The 19,730-nt window shown below is 38.1% G+C and carries 21 protein-coding genes; 18 read left to right on the top strand and 3 right to left on the bottom strand.

Going from position 1 to position 19,730, the window contains the following annotated elements; translation table 11 throughout:
* Nucleotides 1-148 precede the first annotated feature (148 nt).
* The 11 genes from IPU53_RS04210 (at nt 149) to IPU53_RS04160 (ending at nt 11,664) form a co-directional block, all read left to right on the top strand.
* On the top strand, nt 149-586 hold the full coding sequence (locus IPU53_RS04210) for a YaaR family protein (RefSeq protein ID WP_207448046.1): 438 nt from the start codon (nt 149-151) through the stop codon (nt 584-586).
* Nucleotides 587-605: 19 nt separating this feature from the next.
* Nucleotides 606-1,088: a flagellar protein FlgN gene (locus IPU53_RS04205; RefSeq protein WP_207448044.1), complete on the top strand. Its 483-nt coding sequence runs from the start codon at nt 606-608 to the stop codon at nt 1,086-1,088.
* 42 nt (nt 1,089-1,130) lie between these two features.
* Nucleotides 1,131-2,618: a flagellar hook-associated protein FlgK gene (flgK, locus tag IPU53_RS04200; protein ID WP_207448042.1), complete on the top strand. Its 1,488-nt coding sequence runs from the start codon at nt 1,131-1,133 to the stop codon at nt 2,616-2,618.
* A gap of 13 nt (nt 2,619-2,631) precedes the next feature.
* The gene (flgL, locus tag IPU53_RS04195) at nt 2,632-3,504 is read left to right on the top strand and encodes a flagellar hook-associated protein FlgL (protein ID WP_207448040.1); all 873 of its coding nucleotides are present in this window, start codon (nt 2,632-2,634) and stop codon (nt 3,502-3,504) included.
* 270 nt (nt 3,505-3,774) lie between these two features.
* Entirely contained in the window at nt 3,775-4,329 is a 555-nt protein-coding gene (locus tag IPU53_RS04190; protein ID WP_207448038.1) for a DUF6470 family protein, read from the top strand.
* Nucleotides 4,330-4,340: 11 nt separating this feature from the next.
* Nucleotides 4,341-4,778: a flagellar assembly protein FliW gene (gene fliW / locus IPU53_RS04185; protein WP_207448036.1), complete on the top strand. Its 438-nt coding sequence runs from the start codon at nt 4,341-4,343 to the stop codon at nt 4,776-4,778.
* 4 nt (nt 4,779-4,782) lie between these two features.
* Complete coding sequence (gene csrA / locus IPU53_RS04180; protein WP_207448034.1) at nt 4,783-5,010, top strand: carbon storage regulator CsrA; 228 nt, start codon at nt 4,783-4,785, stop codon at nt 5,008-5,010.
* Between the two features lie 261 nt (nt 5,011-5,271).
* Nucleotides 5,272-6,087 carry a flagellin Hag gene (hag, locus tag IPU53_RS04175; RefSeq protein ID WP_207448032.1) on the top strand — a complete coding sequence of 272 codons (816 nt, stop codon included), beginning with the start codon at nt 5,272-5,274 and terminating at the stop codon, nt 6,085-6,087.
* Nucleotides 6,088-6,312: 225 nt separating this feature from the next.
* Complete coding sequence (locus IPU53_RS04170; RefSeq protein ID WP_207448022.1) at nt 6,313-8,841, top strand: YheC/YheD family protein; 2,529 nt, start codon at nt 6,313-6,315, stop codon at nt 8,839-8,841.
* Nucleotides 8,842-9,341: 500 nt separating this feature from the next.
* Nucleotides 9,342-10,205 carry a helix-turn-helix transcriptional regulator gene (locus IPU53_RS04165; protein WP_207448020.1) on the top strand — a complete coding sequence of 288 codons (864 nt, stop codon included), beginning with the start codon at nt 9,342-9,344 and terminating at the stop codon, nt 10,203-10,205.
* Nucleotides 10,206-10,344: 139 nt separating this feature from the next.
* Entirely contained in the window at nt 10,345-11,664 is a 1,320-nt protein-coding gene (locus IPU53_RS04160; RefSeq protein ID WP_207448018.1) for an ABC transporter substrate-binding protein, read from the top strand.
* A gap of 147 nt (nt 11,665-11,811) precedes the next feature.
* Here the strand turns inward: IPU53_RS04160 and IPU53_RS04155 are convergent, their stop codons facing one another.
* From IPU53_RS04155 to IPU53_RS04145, 3 genes are read right to left on the bottom strand one after another with little or no spacing between them, the layout of a single operon-like run.
* Nucleotides 11,812-12,237 (bottom strand): OsmC family protein, encoded by a 426-nt coding sequence (locus IPU53_RS04155; protein ID WP_207448010.1) that lies wholly within the window; start codon nt 12,235-12,237, stop codon nt 11,812-11,814.
* A 25-nt stretch (nt 12,238-12,262) separates the two neighbouring features.
* The gene (locus IPU53_RS25220; protein ID WP_207448147.1) at nt 12,263-12,736 is read right to left on the bottom strand and encodes a dicarboxylate/amino acid:cation symporter; all 474 of its coding nucleotides are present in this window, start codon (nt 12,734-12,736) and stop codon (nt 12,263-12,265) included.
* Entirely contained in the window at nt 12,684-13,505 is an 822-nt protein-coding gene (locus IPU53_RS04145) for a dicarboxylate/amino acid:cation symporter (protein ID WP_207448008.1), read from the bottom strand. The genes IPU53_RS25220 and IPU53_RS04145 overlap by 53 nt, the downstream gene beginning before the upstream one ends.
* Nucleotides 13,506-13,998: 493 nt before the next feature.
* Between IPU53_RS04145 and IPU53_RS04140 the strand changes: the two genes are divergently transcribed.
* The 7 genes from IPU53_RS04140 (at nt 13,999) to nagE (ending at nt 19,418) form a co-directional block, all read left to right on the top strand.
* Nucleotides 13,999-14,403 carry a globin domain-containing protein gene (locus IPU53_RS04140; RefSeq protein ID WP_313886440.1) on the top strand — a complete coding sequence of 135 codons (405 nt, stop codon included), beginning with the start codon at nt 13,999-14,001 and terminating at the stop codon, nt 14,401-14,403.
* A gap of 40 nt (nt 14,404-14,443) precedes the next feature.
* Nucleotides 14,444-14,899, top strand: coding sequence for a DUF2269 family protein (locus IPU53_RS04135; RefSeq protein WP_207448006.1), 456 nt, complete (start codon nt 14,444-14,446; stop codon nt 14,897-14,899).
* A gap of 142 nt (nt 14,900-15,041) precedes the next feature.
* Nucleotides 15,042-16,007 carry a metallophosphoesterase family protein gene (locus tag IPU53_RS04130; RefSeq protein ID WP_207448004.1) on the top strand — a complete coding sequence of 322 codons (966 nt, stop codon included), beginning with the start codon at nt 15,042-15,044 and terminating at the stop codon, nt 16,005-16,007.
* Between the two features lie 99 nt (nt 16,008-16,106).
* Nucleotides 16,107-16,307 (top strand): YjfB family protein, encoded by a 201-nt coding sequence (locus IPU53_RS04125; protein ID WP_207448002.1) that lies wholly within the window; start codon nt 16,107-16,109, stop codon nt 16,305-16,307.
* Between the two features lie 179 nt (nt 16,308-16,486).
* Nucleotides 16,487-16,822 (top strand): hypothetical protein, encoded by a 336-nt coding sequence (locus tag IPU53_RS04120; RefSeq protein ID WP_207448000.1) that lies wholly within the window; start codon nt 16,487-16,489, stop codon nt 16,820-16,822.
* 349 nt (nt 16,823-17,171) lie between these two features.
* Nucleotides 17,172-17,648, top strand: coding sequence for a hypothetical protein (locus IPU53_RS04115; protein ID WP_207447998.1), 477 nt, complete (start codon nt 17,172-17,174; stop codon nt 17,646-17,648).
* Nucleotides 17,649-17,966: 318 nt separating this feature from the next.
* Nucleotides 17,967-19,418 (top strand): N-acetylglucosamine-specific PTS transporter subunit IIBC, encoded by a 1,452-nt coding sequence (gene nagE, locus IPU53_RS04110; protein ID WP_207447996.1) that lies wholly within the window; start codon nt 17,967-17,969, stop codon nt 19,416-19,418.
* Nucleotides 19,419-19,730 lie beyond the last annotated feature (312 nt).

Raw genomic sequence — 19,730 nt, 5'->3', positions numbered from 1 at the left:
ACCCATAACTCATGGAAGAAACCCATAACTCATGGAAGAAACCCATAACTCATGGAAGAAACTCATAACTCAGAGGAGATTAGATCTTCCGAAGCAAGATTGGAATTAAAACGGGGACATTAGTATTACACTAGGCGGAGTGATATTCATGGATGTACGCAGAGTTGAAAAGACGGGGATCCATCAAGTTCAAAAGAAGATAGAACAAGCAACGGAGTCTGTTCGTTTTTCTGAGATGATGACGAAGGGACGAGAACAAATTGTCTATGAGCGGATGGATCAGATGCGCCAAGATATTGAGGCGCAAGGGCAGAAACTTGCCAAATCACAAACCATCGAGGATTTTAAAAAGTATAAACAACTTGTGAAATCATTCATGGAGGATGCAGTAAACAATGGACTGCAGCTAAAGGAGCAGCGTGGGCTTGACTGGCGCGGCCGGACAAAAGTCTATAAAATTGTTAAAGACGTGGACAAGAAGCTGATCGATTTGGCAAATACTGTCCTTGATAAGGAAAAATCCGGGCTTAATATTCTAAGTCTTGTCGGAGAAATTGAAGGGTTATTAATCAATATCTACACTTAAATTAGGAAGTGACGTACGAATGTCGTCTCAGACACTCATTGAATCTATGGAAAATTTGCTTGCTCTCCATCGACAGCTACTGACGTTGACGATCGAGAAGACTGAGGTTTTGCAAAAAAATGATATAGAAGCATTATCACAAATGCTCCGTGAAGAACAAAAGATTCTAACGGCCATTCAAGTTGCAGATCAAAAAAGGGAAAAGGCGTCCTTGCTAATAACCAATCAAAAAGAGACAACCGTTTCCGAGATTTTAAAAGAACTAGATGATGCGGATCAGGAAAAATTGTCTGAATTACAAAGCACACTTATTGATGTGTTAGGTGAGCTCCAAAATGTGAATAGTTTAAACCAGCAACTCCTGCAATACTCTTTACAGTTTTTGAATATGAATCTGGATATGCTGGCACCGGAACAAGAAGTTCCCAACTACACAAAAGAGCAAGGAAAAGCCAATCCCTATTCAGAAAGCAATCGATCAATGTTTGATTCCCAAGCATAATGAAACTATTATGAACAATTTCTATCTAAAGGAGGAGCTTCCATGCGTTCTACTTTTATGGGGCTGGAAACAGCCAAAAGTGGTATGTATTCGCAACAAAGCGCCATATATGTCACCGGCCATAATATTGCGAATAAGAACACACCTGGTTATTCACGGCAACGTGTTAATTTTGAACAAACGACGCCATATCCAGCTGGATCGATGAATCGACCACAAATCCCTGGACAATTAGGGACAGGTGTACAAGATGGTTCAATTCAGCGGATTCGCGATACATTTATTGATAGTCAATATCGAGGTGAGAGAAATCAATTAGGTTTCTATGAGTCGATGTCTAATTCCATCAAGCAAATGGAAGATATTATGAATGAGCCTAGTGATAATGGTCTTTCGGCCGCAATGACACAGTTTTGGCAATCCCTGCAAGACTTGAGTACTAATGCAGAAAATGAAGGGGCGAGAAGGGTTGTTTTGCAACGGGCTCGCTCTGTGGCGGAAACCTTTCGATATTTACATTCTTCCCTGACGACGGTGCGGAACGATATTAAAAAAGAGATGGACTTAACAGTTACGAGAGTTAATGCACTTACACGAGATATTGCGGCCATCAATGAGCAAATCAGTGAGGTAGAACCGCATGGTTATTTACCAAATGATTTATATGATGCCAGAGATCAATTATTAGATGAACTCGCAAGCTATCTACCTATCTCAACTGAAACGGTGGCAAATGGCGGAAATACATTGGCCATTGCTGAGGGAGGAAAGAAAGTCTACGCTATGATTAATGGTGAAAAGACACTTCTTGTTGATGAACAAGGGGCCCGTTCAATGGAATGGAAAGAAGGAACGGGAGAACTCTATTTAGGTGAAAAAGAACTTTCCTACAACACACTTGGTGAAGGTAATGGAGAACTAGCTGCTTTATTCAAAGCATATAATGATGACTATCCCGAAATGCTCGAAAATCTTGATAAATATGCCTTTACCTTTGCGAAAGTGTTTAATGAAGTACATAAAGGTGGAGTCGACCTAAACGAGGAGACAGGGGAAGACTTTTTTGCTGTAGGTGATACATATGAAGGTGCAGCTGCCGCAATCAGTGTCCTTTTAAAAGATCCCGATAAAGTGGCCGCTGCTTTAGCTGGTAAGGAGAGCGGAAACGGTGAAAATGCCTTAAGGCTAGCGGATATGAAAAATTGGGTGATTCGTGAAGGCAGTATGGAAGAGTTGCCCGAACTGACCGATTTAGATATTAAATCAGGCACACTCCAATCTTTTTATGAAGGAGTAATTGGAGAGATGGCGGTAAAAGGTCAGCAAGCGAATCGCATGGAATACAATACGACTGTGCTCCTCCAATCGATTGATAAAAATCGCCGTTCGGTCAGTGAGGTATCTTTAGACGAAGAGTTCTCAAATTTGATTCAATTTCAACATGCCTACTCAGCCTCTGCGAGAATGATCTCGGCGATTGACGAAATGCTGGATAAAATTATTAATGGCATGGGTATGGTAGGGAGATAAGGGGGGATATTGAATGCGTGTAACAGAAGGCATGATTGCCAATAATGTTATGTACAACATTAATCAAAGCTATTCGCGATTAGATAAATTATTTGAACAAGCGCAAACACAGAAGAAGATTTCCCGCCCATCTGATGATCCAGTTGTGGCGATGAAGGGGATGTTCTATCGGACAAATGTGACCGAGATTGAGCAGTTCAAACGCAATTTTACAGAAGCACGGAACTGGGTAGAGACAACGGATTCTGCGATCGGAGAAGCGAGCAAAGCAATGGAGCGGATCCGTGAATTAACCGTTCAAGTCAGCAACGATACGTATGATGAAAGTCAACTTAAGTCTGTAGCTGAGGAAGTTGCCCAGTTAAAAGAACATATCAAAACCATCGCTAATTCCAAAGTTGGTGATAAGTATATTTTTAATGGAACAGACACTTTAACTGCACCTGTGGACGGGGACACAATTGAATTTAATTCAGATGATGTCGAGTTTGAATTAGCAAAGGGGATTAAAGTACCTGTCAATATGCAAGGGGAAGCTGTATTTGGGACTGGAGAGACAAGCGTATTTGCTGTGCTTGATCGTTTGGAAACAGCTTTAAAAGAGGGCGAAACTGATTTAAATGGTTTTTTGGATGATCTAGATGCAAGTAGTGATAAAATGCTATCTGGGAGAGCGGAATTAGGAGCCCGGACGAATCGACTTGATTTTATGGAGGATCGGATTGATAATCAAGAGGTTATCGCTAACCGTATTATGTCTGATAATGAAGATGTTGAATTCGAAAAAGTTGTCATGGACTTTAAAGCCCAAGAGGCAGTCCATCGGGCAGCCATGTCGATTGGCGCACGGATTATTCAACCGACCTTGATGGACTTTTTAAGATAATAAGAAAGGGTCAAGCGTCCGTTTAGCGACGTACAAAATTGGATAATAGAGTTCAAAGGCTAAAGACGCGCCGTCCTGGCGCAGCGCCTTTGTGACCAACCTCCTGTTGGCCTGAGATAAAGGAAACACAGTGAGCCTGAGGCGAGCTGATGTTGACTTATCGTAGGAAGGCACCAAAAGGGCGCTGGAACTAGATCCGTTATAGGTAGTTTAGAGGAAAAGGGATGGTCTTTATAAGGACATCCCTTTTTCATAGAAAGGGGAAACGGTATGCGAATCCCACAGATTCAACTGGAATCACACCAAGCAAAAATTGCGATTCAGACGGTGACGGCAAGACAATCAATCCAACAGCCAAAAGCGGATTTACAGATTGAGCAACCACGAGCTGATCTGAAAATGCGAACCACCCCAGGAAAGTTAACGATTGATCAGTCGCAAGCTTGGGAAGAAATGAATCTAAAGAGTACGTTTAAAGCAGTAAAGGAAAATGCGGTGAAGGGAAATCAAAAAGTAATGGAAGGCATTGCCCGGGTAGCCCAGGAAGGCGATGAAATGATTGCGATTCAGAATGGGCAAAACGCTTATGTGGAGCAAGCGAGACGCCAAGCGAATCCACCTATGCCAGAGGTGAATATTACGTGGATCCCATCCCCTTTTGCGGTTAAAACGCATTATCAACCTGGACGTGTAGATATTCAATTCCAACCAAGAAAACCAAGGATTGATGCAACGATCCGAAAACCTATCATGAACTATTCACCGGGAGATGTACAAATTCAGTTAGCACAAAGAAACCACTTGAAAATTGATCTTGTAAAATAGGAGTGTGAAAGATGAACATCCAAACGAAATACCATGGCGAAATCGACATCCAGAAAGAATCAATTCTTATTTTTGAAAAAGGGATCCCCGGTTTCCAAGATGAAAAACAATTCACTTTATTGCCATTACCAGAGATGGACTCGGTTTCAGTCTTGCAATCAGTAAAAACACCAGAACTAGCCTTTGTTATTGCTGATCCATATAGCTTTTTTAAAGATTATACTTTTTCATTAGATGAGAACACCATTGAACTGTTGAATATTGAAAGTGATCAAGATGTCAGTGCCTTTGTAATCTTAACGGTGCAAGATCCATTTGAAAAAACAACTGCTAATTTACAAGCGCCAATTATTATGAATGTGAAGACTAGTCATGCTAAGCAAGTGATTCTCAATCAAGAAAACTACAAAACCAAAACGCCACTCTTCGGCGAAGTGGTAGAGGGGTGATTCGATGCTCGTACTAACAAGAAAAAAAGGCGAATCCATTCAAATCGGTGATGACATCGAAATCACCATCACTCAAGTCAAAGGCGACCAAGTCAAAATTGGTATCAACGCTCCAAAAAATGTGGAAATTCACCGGAAGGAAATTTGGGCAGAAATCCAGCAGGAGAATGCAGCAGCATCCGCTGGTGTGGGAAATCTGTTTGGTGTCTTGGCGAAGGCGAAAAAAGAATAGTACATGAAATGAAACTGTTAATGGTGTTCATTGGCAGTTTTTTTGTTGCCTATAAAAAATTCTACAAAGAACAGCTATCGACTCCCAAAAAATTACAAAAAAAGATAGAAAAATTAACAAAAACCATTAAACTTTCCCGAATCATGACGATATTATAAGTGAAGCGGATGAGAGGAGCGCGGCCGATCCTCAACTCCGTGAAAACACAAGAACAACCATCCACAAGGACGTGGCTGGCACATTCAAGGAGGAAAATATACTATGATTATCAATCACAATATCGCAGCGTTGAACACGCATCGTCAATTGGGTGCTGCTTCAAACGCACAATCTAAATCAATGGAGAAATTGGCTTCTGGTATGCGTATCAACCGTGCTGGTGATGATGCTGCTGGGCTAGCAATTTCAGAGAAAATGAGAGCACAAGTTAAGGGACTGGATATGGCTTCTAAAAATGCTCAGGACGGTATTTCTTTGATTCAAACGGCTGAAGGTGCATTGAATGAAACACATTCAATTCTTCAACGTATGCGTGAATTGGCGGTGCAATCTGCGAACGATACGAATACAAATTCAGATCGTGCGGAATTACAGAAAGAACTGTCACAATTAAATGAAGAAATTGACCGTATTTCTAATCAAACTGAGTTTAATACCCAAAAACTTCTTGATGGCTCTGTCGAAGAAGGATTCACTTTCCATATTGGAGCTAACAAGGGGCAAAACATTAATCTTGAAATTGGTAAGATGGATGCTGCAACACTTGAGGTTAGTGAACTAGACATTAGCACACAAGAGGGTGCTGACATGGCAATTGAAAGTCTCCAAGCAGCAATTGATAAGGTTTCTGGTGAGCGTTCTAAACTTGGGGCTGTTCAAAACCGACTTGAGCATACAATTAACAATTTAAACACTTCTTCTGAAAACCTAACTGCAGCGGAATCCCGTATTAGAGACGTCGATATGGCGAAGGAGATGATGGAACAAACTAAGAATTCCATCCTCGCACAAGCATCTCAAGCTATGCTCGCACAAGCGAATCAAGCTCCACAGGGAGTATTACAACTACTTCGATAATTTTGCCAAATCTGGTTATTCGATTCCGAATAACTGGATTTTTTCTTTTCACACTATTCTTTCCTAACTTATAAAAACTTTTCAAATATAATACCCATTTTTCCGACCCTACTACTCCAAATTTTTTATATTTCTCCGATATTATAGGTGGATATACCTCAACTTAAAGCAAAGTAAAATTAGCAATTACCGAAAACAATTATAAAAAGCAAGGAGCATTAAAAAATGAGAGATATACTAGACAGGAAGCATACTCAAACACTTAATATAATTGATACCTTAATTGAGGCAACAGAACATTTTTCAGTTTTAATAAGAAAAAAGGAAACAAATCAAGGTATATTTATATTTAGCTCCATTGTAGAAGGGTTTGAAGCTATAAAAAAGATCGTATTAAATGATACTGAATTGAATGCAAGTAACCACTTGGAAAATATAGAGAGTACAATACTTTTAGTTGCCAAAACACTAGAAAAAGGAAATTTACTGAAAGTCTCTGAGATAATACAGTTTACGTTAATGCCACAATTTAAGAGCTTGAAAAGTTGTTTTTTAACAAATCAAGATAGCGAACAAGTACAAAAAAGTATAAGGATAGGGGTTTATCTATGTGAGACCAATCCACGAAATGGATATCCGGAAGCAAGAATCAACGCTTTGATTAAACAAAGCGTGCAACAAGAAGTAAAACTGTACTTTTTTTCTTCTGGCGATGTAGATTTTGAAAAGGAAGAGATAACGGCCGATACATTTAATAATGAAGAATGGGAAAGAGAGAATATTCCTTTCCCCGATGTAATTCATAATATAGGCATAAGATCCCGCGCACAGCAATCACAAGTAGAAAGAAAGCTGAGAAAGATTCTTCCATTTACCAGTTTTGGTCTTGGTAATAAATTTTCTCTACCGAAAAAGTTAGTGAAATCAGGCAGATACGCTGAATTATTAGTTCCTTTTAAAGTAATAACAGATAGATCTATCGTCGATGAGTTTCTAAAAGAAAATAAAAAGGTTGTATTTAAGCCATTATTAGGTAGGCAAGGTCGAAATATTTATTTCTTAGAAATAAAAAATAATAGATATACCCTTTTAGAACATAAAAAAAAGCAAGTTCTAACCCAAGAAGAATTCGATGTATGGGTTAAAGAGAGAATATTAAAGGAAAGGAATAGCTATTTACTTCAGCCTTATGTAGAATGTCGTACCAAGAATGGTGAACCCTACGATATTAGAGCTCATGTGCAAAAAAACGGAGAAGGAAAATGGACATTGACCAAAATTTATCCTCGTGTTGGTAACAAAAAGAGTATTCTTAGTAATATTAGCCGAGGAGGTAGAACTCAGGATCTAAAAGCATTTTTTGAAAATGAGTTTGGTCAAAATAGTAAGAAGTATGAAGAAAATATCAAACAGCTGGCGATGGACCTTACTTTTCATCTTGATAAATTACACGGATTGGCCCTTGACGAATTAGGTTTAGATTTAGCTATTGATAAAAATGATCGGATTTGGCTACATGAAGTAAATAACGGTCCTCAAACTACTTATCATGAAGAAGAAAGAGCTGTTAATACCATTGCTTATGCAAAATATATTGCTGAAAATGGAATATATTTAACTAATGAATCACAGAAAGTAAGAAGAGACAATGGACATTTTGAAGCTCAACACACAAATTTAGTTCATGCAAAATTAGATCAACGTTACCGTATTGCTATGCTAGTGGATGAAAATGAAATCAATGATCTAACCGTCGCATGTGCTTATGTAGCTAAATTTGAAAATGTCCATTTTTATTACTTTACTCCAAAAGACATTGATTATGATGAAATGCGTATTAGAGGATACTTTTATGAAAATAAACAATGGGTTCCTAGAGTTGTTGAATATCCCGATGTTATTTATGATCGCTTACGCTTAAGAGGCATTAAAGGGTACAAGACAATTTACGAGGAACTAGAAGGAATTCCATTTACAAATGAATTTTTTGGCAATTCCATTAGTAAACTGGAAGTATATGATAAATTGTCATCTACAAATTTACTAGAGGATGCTATAATCCCATATCAAAGAGTAGATCGTGTAAAAGACATCTTTCATTATATTCAACATTATGGCAGGGTGATACTTAAACCAGAAGTTGGATCCTTTGCAAGTGGAGTTCATTATATTGAGAAAAAAAATGCTTTGGATTACTTTGTGGCGATTGGTGAAAAAGAGACACACTTTAATGAACTTACTCTTGGGCAGTATCTAAGGGAATTAATTAAAAAAGGACCTTTTATTGTACAACAATATATCGAGACACGAACAATGGATGATCAACCGTTTGATATAAGAGTTCATATGATGAAGGATGGAAACGGTGAATGGTCATTTGTTAATATATACCCTCGTATTGGAATTCATAATGCAGTTATATCTAGTACTGGAAACGGTGGGTATATTGGCGAGATTTTAGGTTTTTTAAAAAGAAATTTTAAAGAAGTAGATGCAGGAAAGTTAAAAGAAAAAATAGAAAAAATATCGCTTGAAATCTGTACACTAGTTGAAAATTCATATGATATAAATAACAGTGAGCTTGGTTTGGATATAGCAATTAATAGGGAAAATTCTAAACCTTATATTATAGAAGTAAATGTAAATAAGCCCGGCATCATTTACTATGAATTTGAAGTAGCAAATCATGCAATTCCCTATGCAATTCATTTAGCAAAAAGTAGTGAAATGGAAAGATCTCATTTTGAAAGATAATAGTTTTTATCTAAGTGAAATTTCGGCAAAGATTTTAAATTTAGAACTAAGTTAGAAGTTGTGTAGGTCCTGTACCCACACAATTGTCGAGACCTGTTTCACTTACATTGTTGCTACTGAAAGCGGAAGCTGATTTAGATCATTATGGATTTTCTTTGATGCAAAAGTGAGAGAAGGAAACAATGAACATAAATGCGGTTACATATAAAATAATGACTGAGGAATTTAAATCCAAGTCAGTGAAAGTCTATCCAAACAACTTTTCCCGGTAAAATAACAGTCAGCCGTTATTTTACCGGGATTTTTTTTCAGAGTGTATGACGCTAAGGAAGGATTTGTTGTAAAGGTTGGTGTACGGTCTTATAAGTCTGTAGTATTTCAATCTGAGTGTTCTAAATATATAGCGGAATCAACAGGACTTCCCTTACTTTTGTCGAAAATAACTACAGTAATGTATTAACGTAATTGAAGTTTTCAACAAAGAAAAGGAGGTTAGTAGTTTGGAACACCGTTGGTTTCGCTTTGATTACAAGAAAAATAAGCATCATTCCATGAATTATCATTCACATCGTGAATTTGAAATTTTTTATTTTCATGAAGGGAAGGCGAAAATCATTATTCAGCATCGTATTTTTGACTTACAACCTGGCGACATTGTATTACTAAATGGATTAACGCCCCATCATACATGTACGATGCCACCCCATCCTTATGTACGAACAACAGTAGAATTTTTACCAGAATTTATTGCTTTGATCTTAAAATCGATGAAATCGATCGAATTATTTGATATATTTTCAGTGTTGAATAATTCGATTATTCGAATGAAGGACCAAGCGGATTTAGTCTATTTTCAGGATTGTATTGCAAGGCTAAATCATTTGATCAGCCGCAAAGATAACAATCAACTTAATCATTCACTAGTTGAAGGACAAGTGAAAAATACGATTATCGATCTTTTATTTGAAATCAATCATTTAGCTCAAACACCGCTTGCTGAAATTATATTAAACAAAAGTGAAAAGGATACATTAATGGAAAAAATGGTAGCGTGGATTACGAAAAATCATATGAAGCAGCTAACGTTGGATCGCTTATCCAAAGAGTTCCATATATCGAAACGTCATATTACCCAGCTATTTAAAGATATTCTAGGAATAACTGTTATGGAATATGTCATGCGTTGCCGAATTGATCATGCGAAAATTTTGCTTGAAATAGAACCAAATAAACAAATATCTGATATTGCATTAGATGTTGGGTTTAAAAATAGTGCTCACTTTAGTCGCTACTTCAGTGAAAAAACGGGCGTGCCCCCATCTCAGTTTAGACGTGAAAGAATCTCTCCACAATACAACAATTAATATATTGGATTACTTCCTTTATAGACAGATACTTGTTTCATCATCTCCATTACAGACAAGAAGTTATCGGAATATTATAATATAATAATACTAGAACATACAAAAAGTCGGTTAAAAATAAAAGGGGGGAGAATAACGGTTGAAAAGAGAGCGCTTACTTGTTATTTTAGGTCTTTTATTAAGTATAATGCTATTAGCTGCATGTTCTAATTCGTCAGAACCAGGAAGCTCGAATAACACAGATAATGCAAGTGAAAATCATTCGTCGGGTGAAGGAAATAACGCAGAGGATGAACCAAAAGAAGATATCACGATGCGTTTCTGGTATCCAGGTGAGCCTGAAGCAGTTGAAAAACGTTTGAAAGAAGTTTTCCCACATATTACATTCGAATGGGAGAATATCCAAGTAGTAAATGCGTATAAGGAGACAATTGAAGAGGAAATTTCAAAACAAAAGCTTCCAGATATTATGGTCTTAACAGACTATAGTTTAAGTATTTTAAAAGGATACGAAATGCTGTTTGATTTAACGTCATTAATTGAAAAACATCAATTAGATATGAGTGATTGGCCAGAATATCGAATAAAAGCGATGCATGCACATAAACCTGATGATGATGGAATTTATTCATTACCTGGTCAGTTAACATACCACGGATTGGCATATAATAAGGATGTATTTGATAAGTTCGGTGTACCCTATCCGACAGATGATATGACATGGCAAGAAGTGATTGATCTTGCTCGTAAAGTAACAGGTGAACGAGATGGAACACAGTACCGTGGATTAGACATTGCGTTAGATCCGCAAATGGTAGGGATGCTTGATGATTGGCTTGTTGATGCAGATGATGAAGTGCATTTTGAAAACCGTGAAGATGTAAAAACGGTACTTTCTTTAATAAAAGAAGTTGCGTCTATTCCTGGGAATATCCCAGATAATGGGAAAGAGGATTTCTTTGATCCATGGAGCTATGGGATTTATAATGAGCGAAATGTGGCGATGGCACTTCATGCACGTTATATTGCTCAAGGGTTAGCAGAGTCGGCTGAGGAAAGTGATATTAACTTTGACTTTGTAAGCTGGCCACTTTTAGATGAAAATAATCCAACTCAACCATATACGGACGGTACTTTCTATGCAATTTCACCATATTCTGAATATCCTGATGAGGCATTTAAAGTGATTGAATATTTAATTTCAGACGAATGGATTCATGACACCGATCCACTTGATTACAATTTGGACATTCTTAAGGACAAGAATATAGAAGCCTTTACGCGTCATCCATTAAATGTTCCTGAAAATAGAGCTTCTGAGCATCAAGTAACGGGTAGATGGTTATTTGGTAAGAGTGCCAATAGGATTATTTATGAAGGTGTTGATATAAACACCGCGATTCGAGAGGCTCAAGAAGAGGCTGAAACATTGATTAAAGAGGCAAAAGGTTCTGATTAAAAAAAGTGAAAGTACTGGCCGTATTTTGCGCCATTGCTTTTTTCAAAGCTATAAAAATACACCTCAATTGTTAAATTGATTAACAATTGAGGTGCAATGGGTGTTTAATATGGAAACCATCTAGGATTCCGTCCTTACACAAAATGCTTAAACGTCCTCTTTCCCGGCTATTCCATTGATTGAATAGCTAACGGACATATCTACATTTAAAGAATGGGCAACGGAACAATATTTATCCTTTGATAATTGAATGGCCCTTGCGACCTTACTGTCAGGTAATTCTCCTTCTAAGGAGTAATGGATATGAATATGGGTATAACGTTTTGGTACTTCTTCCGCACGATCTCCATTCACATCCATACTAAATGAAGTTGGTTCTATGCGCATTTTTTTCAGAATGGAAATGATATCAATTCCCGTACAGCCTGCTACAGAGAACAAAAGCAGTTCCATCGGTCTAGCCCCAGAATTTTGGCCACCTATCTCTTCAGCAGCATCCAAGCGAATTTCATGTCCTGAAGCAGTTTGACCAGAAAAGGCCATATTGCCTTGCCAATTTATTGTCGACTTCATCGTTATCTCCTTTCATCTCGATATTTTAGTTTTCCTGTTGGGAAGTCTTTTGATTCGGATCAATTGCGTTTTTCGCTTCCCACTTATCTAACATTACCGCATTTGCCGTATTTCCTACAACATTTAACAATGTTCTAAAACCATCAGTTAGACGGTCAACACCAGCAACAAGTGCAATACCTGCAAGTGGAAGGTCTGCAGCTGTTAACACAGTGGACATCATGATAATCCCAGCGCCTGGTACACCAGCTGTACTAAATGAAACAACGAGTGCACTAATAATAATCGCAACAATTTGTGTAGCCGTTAATTGGACATCAAATAACTGTGCTACAAACAATGCGTTAAAAGTTTGCAAAATACAAGCACCGTCACGTTTTAAAGCTGTTCCTAAAGGAATAGCAAAACCTGCAATCTCCTCTTGCATTTTAAATGAAGTTTTTCCATTATCGATGGCGACAGGTAATGCTGCATTCGAACTGGCAGTACCAAAGGCGATGCCAAATGTTGGTTGAAAACTTTTCCAAAAAACGGATGGGTGAAATCTTTATTAGACTCAAGATTAAAGCATAGGCGATGATCATAATAACGATGGCGATGATTAATCCCAGGATATACATAAGCAATTTTTGCACGATATCAAAGCCCTGGGTTGCAATAACCGAACTAATTAACGCAAAAATCCCTATTGGTGAGAACTTCAGGGCAATTAAAGTAATTTTTTCTACAACTCCATGGAAGCTCTCAATAAATGAGAGAAACGGTTTGGATCGATCGCCAGCCATCCGAATTCCAATCACAAAGAGAATCGCTGTAAAAATAATTTGCAACAAATTCCCAGTTGAAAAAGAAGCGAATGGATTGGTAGGGATAATCGAAACGAGCCAATCAATAATACTTTGTCCTTCCGCAGCCTCTTGAGCTGCTACATCACCTAAATCACCAACTGATTTTCCAGGTTTTAAGATGTAGGCAGTCACAAAACCAATAACAAGCGCAAGAATGTTGGTAATAATATATAAAAATATAATTTTCCACGTCAATCGGCCTACTTTTTCAGAATTGCCAATACTGGAAAAACCAACAATCAATGAAGTAAATACGATTGGTACAACAACAAATTGAATAACATTTAAAAAGGCCGTGCCTACTGGCGACAGCACATATCGATCGAGTTTTGGTACAATTTGTGGGAAAAAGAGATTTATAATAACGCCAAAAATAATCCCCAAAACCAAACCAGCTGTGATTTTCGTTGATAATTTCATCTTCGTTCCTCCATAATTCCTATCAAAAAGATAGGAATAATATATTAAATTCTGATAGACTTGTCAAGTATAACCGCTAAACCAAAATCTGAGCTTTTTGTCCCCCGATATTTTCGATATACATCAAGATGTTAAATTTAGACACCTGTAATCTTCCTACTAACATATAAAAATAAGTACACTGCGAAAAATGATTATTGTTTTTCTTCTTGTCCACGTATCGTGCATTGTGAATGGGGATCCTCTTCAAAAAGGGCTTTTTCCTCTTTTAAATGGGTTTCTTCAGTGCATAATGGGTTTGCATGGGGAAAAATGGGTTTCTTCCGCGTATAATGGGTTTCTCCATACTTGAAAAAGGCCTTTTCCCTTTTCGAATGGCTTCTCAACTTTTACAAAAAATTTAGCATAATAAAAGAGCTTTGGTGAGATAAATCACATTAATTTATCTCTAGATAGGTTATGGTAAACTATAACTGTATAAGGAGGAGTAGAAGTGACAGAACCCCGTTTACAAACGTTATATAACCAAATTGGTGCAGATATGATCGATCGATTAGTGCAGACCTTTTATCCAAAGGTTTATGCGAATCCTGTAATTAGTCCGCTTTTCGAAGGGGACATGGAGGAAATTATGGAGAAACAGCGGATGTTTCTAACTCAGTTTCTTGGTGGACCTCCTTTATATAGCCAAGTCTATGGTCCGCCTGCGATGAGGAGACGGCATCTCCCATTTGAAATTACCCCAATCCGTGCTGAAAATTGGTTATTATGTATGAAAGAAGCTTTTGATGAAGCGGGATTAAGTGATCATCCAGCAGGGGAGTTTTTCTTTCAGCGTCTTACACAGGTGGCAGCCATTATGGTAAATAGTGAAGAAACAGAGAATTCTCAGGAGTAAAGGGAAAATCTTAATATTTGTAAGGGAAGAGGAGTACTAATTGAATACCGTTTATACAATACTTGTTTTTATACATATCTTCTCGGCGATTCTTGGAATGGGACCTGGTTTTGTCTTGAGTTTCATTCCAAAATCGGCCAAGACGATGACAGAACTGCGCCATGCTTATAAGATAAAACATCACTTGCATATTTTAGTCATGATCGGTGGTACATTATTGCTTATTACTGGTTTACTTATGGGGATGATGCATCCCTATCTTTTTCGGATGGGCTGGTATATTGTAAGCTTGATCTTGTTTTTTATTGCCCTTGCGATGGGACCATTCGTTTTAAAACCTTTTGCGATTCCTGTAAAAGAAATTGTCAACCAGCATCAAGGAGAAGAAATACCAAAAGAATACTTTCGCTTATCTAAGAAGCTCAACCGCTATGAAAATCTCGAAAATCTACTCTTTTTGATCATTATTGCTTTGATGATCCTCAAACCCTTTTAACGATCCCTCTCTATTAGGATCGTTATTTTTTTGAAAAGAGACCAGAGCACACTCATAAAGGAATAGTTTCAAAGCCAAGAAGGAAAAGTTCACTTGGATGGTGAAGTGATACATAGGAAAAATAAAAAGGGGAGCAAAAGAGATGAATAAAAGTTTAACGTTTCGAGATGATGGTACATTTACGATCGTCCAATTTACCGATGTCGAGTTTATTGATGAATTTGATTATGATCCTGATTCGCCTAAGCTGGATAAGGAAACACAAAGCTTAATGGAGATGGTGATTCGCGAGGAACGCCCTGATCTAATTGTCTTCACGGGGGATCTCATTGCGAGTGCAAGAACAAAAGATCCCATCCAATCATTCCGCCGTGCAGTAGCAGTGGCGGAGGATTATCAAGTTCCGTGGGCTGCTGTTTTTGGAAACCATGATTCAGAAGGAAGTGCGACAAGGAAGCAACTACATAAGGTTCAATTGGAGCATAAATATTGCGTGGCTAAGGAGGATCCACCAGGGGTAAGTGGTGCCGGAAATTATGCATTGACGATTATGAATGATCAACAAGAGGTAGCCGCTGCGCTTTATTTTTTGGATAGTGGTGATTATTCCCCGTTTGGTGGATATGATTGGATTCGGAGAGATCAGATTAACTGGTATGTTGAAACATCTCAGGCTTTTACAGAAAAAAATGGGGGGAACCCTTTACCAGCACTTGCCTTTTTCCATATACCATTACCGGAATACAATGAAGCTTGGGAGAATCAAGTTTGTTACGGCCATCGATTAGATGGAAAATGCCATACGCCACTGGTGAATTCAGGGCTTTTTTCGGCAATAGTAGAAATGGGTGATGTGATGGGGACGTTCGTTGGTCATGATCACGCGAATGACTTTTGTAGTACACTCCATGGTATCCGCCTTTGTTATGGCCGAGCAACGAAGTATGTGAGTTACATTGACAATGAACGGAATGACTATTTTCCAACAGGAGCACGTGTGATCCAATTGAAGGCAGGGAAACGTGAATTTGATACGTGGATACGCGAAAATGATGGATCTATCGTGCGTGAGCAACCAGTACACGATCCAGAAAAAAAGGTCAAATGAACTACCCCCCTTTTAAAATAGTTCGCCTAAAGAAATCTTCTTTTTAGTCGATATATTCATTAGAATAATCATTCCGAGTAGTAGAAAGGAGGAATGAGATTGGATATTGCGGGTCTATCAATGGCATTAAATCAGACTCAGCTTAAGCAACAGGCGTCCGTTTTGGTAACAAAAAAAACGATGGAAATGATGGGGCAACAAGGAGAAGCGTTGAAAACATTGTTACAATCATCAAATGTTTCAGCGATTCAGCATGCAGCTCAACCTCATTTAGGTGGGAATATTGACCTTACACGCTGAAAACTAGTTAAATAAATCGAGGGGATTAGTAGATATCTACTAGTCTCCTCGATTTTTTGCAGATAGAGATAATGGATATCGATTGAAAAGGAAGGATACTTGTCGTATGATGTTTATTATTGGAAAAATATGTATATTGAAAGATTGTTTGTTCGAACTTATGGACATAGGGGTGAAACATGACATTGCAAGAGCGATCAAGATTTGATGTATTACAATCACAATTTAAAGTCGATGATTTAGGAATTCCGTCAAAAAAACAAGAATCATTGGATAGAATGTTTCATTTTTTATATGAATATTCAGATCTTCTATATTTATCGTTTATTCGTGAGGAAGTACTTATTCAATATTTACATTATCATGCAAAAAAACATTTCAAAATCCTTCCATTTTGCGAAGTCATCAAAGATATCAAATTCTTTACTTGGTTTTTGAAAAACAGAAAAGAGATTAACTGTGTGGTAAATTTGGATCTTACTTTACTTCATGTCGACTTGTGGAAAGAATTATAACCACTATACAAAGTTGATGGCTGTGCTCATATTTTTCTTTTGATAAAACTTCATCGTGTCGAACGTAGCAATCCACTCCAACACTTCAAGAAAGGTCATCTAGTAAATGGGCAATCAACCAATTTGAAGTTAGACAAACACGTTCTTTGCTAAAAAATTATTACCTATCCTATTGTTTAAATGGAGATGGCCGAATGTCCCCTTATTAATTCCCTTATAACGCGTTAAGTTTGGAAGCAACTGGAATTCATCACCAGTTGTTTTTTCCTCGGATTTATTCCACTCAATTTCTCCTGTTGAAAAAGCAAAATGACTAAATAAATGTTACAAATATAGAAGGGAGAAGAAAATGTTAGCTAGAAAAATAATAACGGCAACAATATCTGGAACTTTATTTGCCCTATTATTAGGATTTATTTCTCCCAATCCCTTTGGAGACTCAGGACAAAATTATTTTTACACCACAATTACGGTTGTAAATGTGTATTTATTGTATAGCTTTCCTGTTATTTTGTTTTATGGTGTGCTCACTTCTATAGCCAGTGATAAGATAGCGGAGTTCCTAGTGAAAAAGAGCGGAAACAACAAGAAGGAAATGTTGCTTTCAGGCATTTTACACATTATCTTCGGGCTTGTTCTTCTGCCATTTAGTTTAGGTGCAGCTATTTTGTTTTTTGTTACCGATAGACTTCTACAAAAACGTAAGAAAAGCTTTCATTGGTTGCAAACTTTGAAAAGTTTTGCTATTCCAGCTTTCGTTTGGATCGCTTCACTTGGAGTAGATTGGATCGCTCACCTTATTACCGAGTTGATGTTTCAAGGGTAAAAAATTTCCCGGAAGCATATTATCAAATAGGAATGAATGGAGTTTGTTGTGGTATAGAAAGAATACAGTAGAAGAAAGGAGAGGTGCATGCTGTTTAAAAAATTGTTCGAAAAACGGGATAGGGTGACGCTGATGCAGGGTGGAGTGTTTCCTATAGAAGAAGCACCTGACCCCGTTTTTAGTCAGAAAATGACTGGGGTTATGTTAGTTTGGAAACGGTTTCCTTGAACGGTGACAGTAGAAACGGTTATTTTAACAAACACGGAATTATAAAAAATTACTTATAGGAGAATCTATCGATATGAGGAGGTTATGGATATGATGAAATTTCTGCAAAACCTTGGACGATCCCTGATGTTACCAGTTGCTGTTTTGCCGGCAGCCGCCGTCTTAATGGGGATTGGCTTTTGGATTGATCCTAGCGGGGGAGCTGAAAATGTCGCTGCTGCCTTTTTGGTCAAAGCAGGAGGATCCATTATTGATAATATTCCCATTCTTTTTGCTGTTGGTGTGGCGTTAGGGATGTCAAAAGAAAGGGATGGTTCTGCCGCATTAAGTGGATTAGTTGCATTTCTCGTTGTAACAACCTTACTATCTCCTGAATCGGTTGCATTGTTCCAGGGAATAGAAGAAGAAGCTGTCGATCCTGCCTTTGAAAAAATTGGTAATGCCTTTATTGGAATTCTTTCGGGGATTATGGCTTCTCTGATGTATAATCGCTTTAGTCAGGTGAAGTTACCTGATGCTCTTGCTTTTTTCAGTGGAAAACGATCTGTTCCGATTATGACCTCTGTTGTGATGTTAATCGCCGCAGTGGCATTGTTTTTCATCTGGCCGGTTGTGTATTCATGGTTAGTTACGTTCGGAACCGCCATTAGTAAGTTAGGATTTGTCGGTGCCGGTTTATATGGATTTTTCAATCGATTATTAATTCCAACTGGACTTCATCATGCTTTAAACGCCGTTTTCTGGTTCGACACCATCGGGATTGACGATATTGGTAAATTCAGAGATGGTACAGGAATTAAAGGGATTACCGGCATGTATCAAGCGGGATTTTTCCCGATTATGATGTTTGGTCTGCCGGCCGCAGCACTTGCCATGTATCATACAGCTAAATCAAAGAGAAAGAAACAAGCCGCTTCGCTTATGCTGGCCGCTGGTTTTGCTTCATTTTTTACAGGGGTTTCGGAACCGCTTGAATTTTCATTTATGTTTTTAGCGCCAGCCCTTTATGTGGTCCATGCGGTTTTAACGGGATTATCCCTCGGAATTGCGGCCTTTTTCCATTGGACATCAGGATTTGGTTTCAGTGCAGGGTTTGTCGATTATGTCTTAAGCTTACGGATCCCGCTCGCCAATCAGCCTTATATGTTACTGTTACAGGGATTGGTCTTTGGCGTAATCTACTATTTCCTATTCCGCTTCTTAATTCTCAAATTTAATTTAAAAACACCGGGAAGAGAAGATGAAACAGCAGTTGCTCCTAAAGACGAAACGGATTCCAACAAAGGAGAAGACCGCTTTTCCAAAATGGCCACCGTGATTTATGAGGGACTTGGTGGAGATGAAAACGTGACAGCCGTTGAAAATTGTACGACGCGTTTACGTGTTGAAGTAAAAGATATGGACGCTGTCGACCAAGCCAAAATAAAATCAACTGGTGTTCCTGGTATTAACGTCGTGGGTGCCCATAATATTCAGGTTATCGTTGGCACGCAAGTACAATTCGTTGCAGACGAAGTAGAAAAACTTCGAAAAAAAGATTAGATCACGATTTTCCTTGTGCGCCATCCCTAAGTCCCCCACTGATGGCGTCTCGCTTTATAATGAAAAACTACCCTTCCATTTTGAAAAGGGTAGTTTTTCATGTATTGGAGAGTCAAAAGAGTGAAAGGACCATAGATGTCTAGAAAATTTGCTTTGAATGATTTACACTTAAAGAGGATGTTCAAAAAGTCCGGTAAAAATGACACTTCGAGATAAAGGATCTTCGACTAAGTGCAGACACGTCCTATGTCGAACATCGAAGTCACCACACACGCGCAAGTTCGTTGGCTGGCCTCTCCGCTACTCAAGGCT

This window comes from Bacillus sp. SD088, assembly GCF_017355205.1.
Lineage (GTDB): Bacteria > Bacillota > Bacilli > Bacillales > Bacillaceae_C > Lederbergia.
The sequence above is the reverse complement of the archived record's forward strand: the minus strand, read 5'-3'. Positions and strand labels throughout refer to the sequence as shown.

What these genes read in the sequence shown, in the direction of transcription:
- IPU53_RS04210 (WP_207448046.1), top strand. Translation starts at nt 149, where the DNA reads ATGGATGTACGCAGAGTTGAAAAGACGGGGATCCATCAAGTTCAAAAG.
- IPU53_RS04205 (WP_207448044.1), top strand. Translation starts at nt 606, where the DNA reads ATGTCGTCTCAGACACTCATTGAATCTATGGAAAATTTGCTTGCTCTC.
- flgK (WP_207448042.1), top strand. Translation starts at nt 1,131, where the DNA reads ATGCGTTCTACTTTTATGGGGCTGGAAACAGCCAAAAGTGGTATGTAT.
- flgL (WP_207448040.1), top strand. Translation starts at nt 2,632, where the DNA reads ATGCGTGTAACAGAAGGCATGATTGCCAATAATGTTATGTACAACATT.
- IPU53_RS04190 (WP_207448038.1), top strand. Translation starts at nt 3,775, where the DNA reads ATGCGAATCCCACAGATTCAACTGGAATCACACCAAGCAAAAATTGCG.
- fliW (WP_207448036.1), top strand. Translation starts at nt 4,341, where the DNA reads ATGAACATCCAAACGAAATACCATGGCGAAATCGACATCCAGAAAGAA.
- csrA (WP_207448034.1), top strand. Translation starts at nt 4,783, where the DNA reads ATGCTCGTACTAACAAGAAAAAAAGGCGAATCCATTCAAATCGGTGAT.
- hag (WP_207448032.1), top strand. Translation starts at nt 5,272, where the DNA reads ATGATTATCAATCACAATATCGCAGCGTTGAACACGCATCGTCAATTG.
- IPU53_RS04170 (WP_207448022.1), top strand. Translation starts at nt 6,313, where the DNA reads ATGAGAGATATACTAGACAGGAAGCATACTCAAACACTTAATATAATT.
- IPU53_RS04155 (WP_207448010.1), bottom strand. Translation starts at nt 12,237, where the DNA reads ATGAAGTCGACAATAAATTGGCAAGGCAATATGGCCTTTTCTGGTCAA.
- IPU53_RS04145 (WP_207448008.1), bottom strand. Translation starts at nt 13,505, where the DNA reads ATGAAATTATCAACGAAAATCACAGCTGGTTTGGTTTTGGGGATTATT.
- IPU53_RS04130 (WP_207448004.1), top strand. Translation starts at nt 15,042, where the DNA reads ATGAATAAAAGTTTAACGTTTCGAGATGATGGTACATTTACGATCGTC.
- IPU53_RS04120 (WP_207448000.1), top strand. Translation starts at nt 16,487, where the DNA reads ATGACATTGCAAGAGCGATCAAGATTTGATGTATTACAATCACAATTT.
- IPU53_RS04115 (WP_207447998.1), top strand. Translation starts at nt 17,172, where the DNA reads ATGTTAGCTAGAAAAATAATAACGGCAACAATATCTGGAACTTTATTT.
- nagE (WP_207447996.1), top strand. Translation starts at nt 17,967, where the DNA reads ATGATGAAATTTCTGCAAAACCTTGGACGATCCCTGATGTTACCAGTT.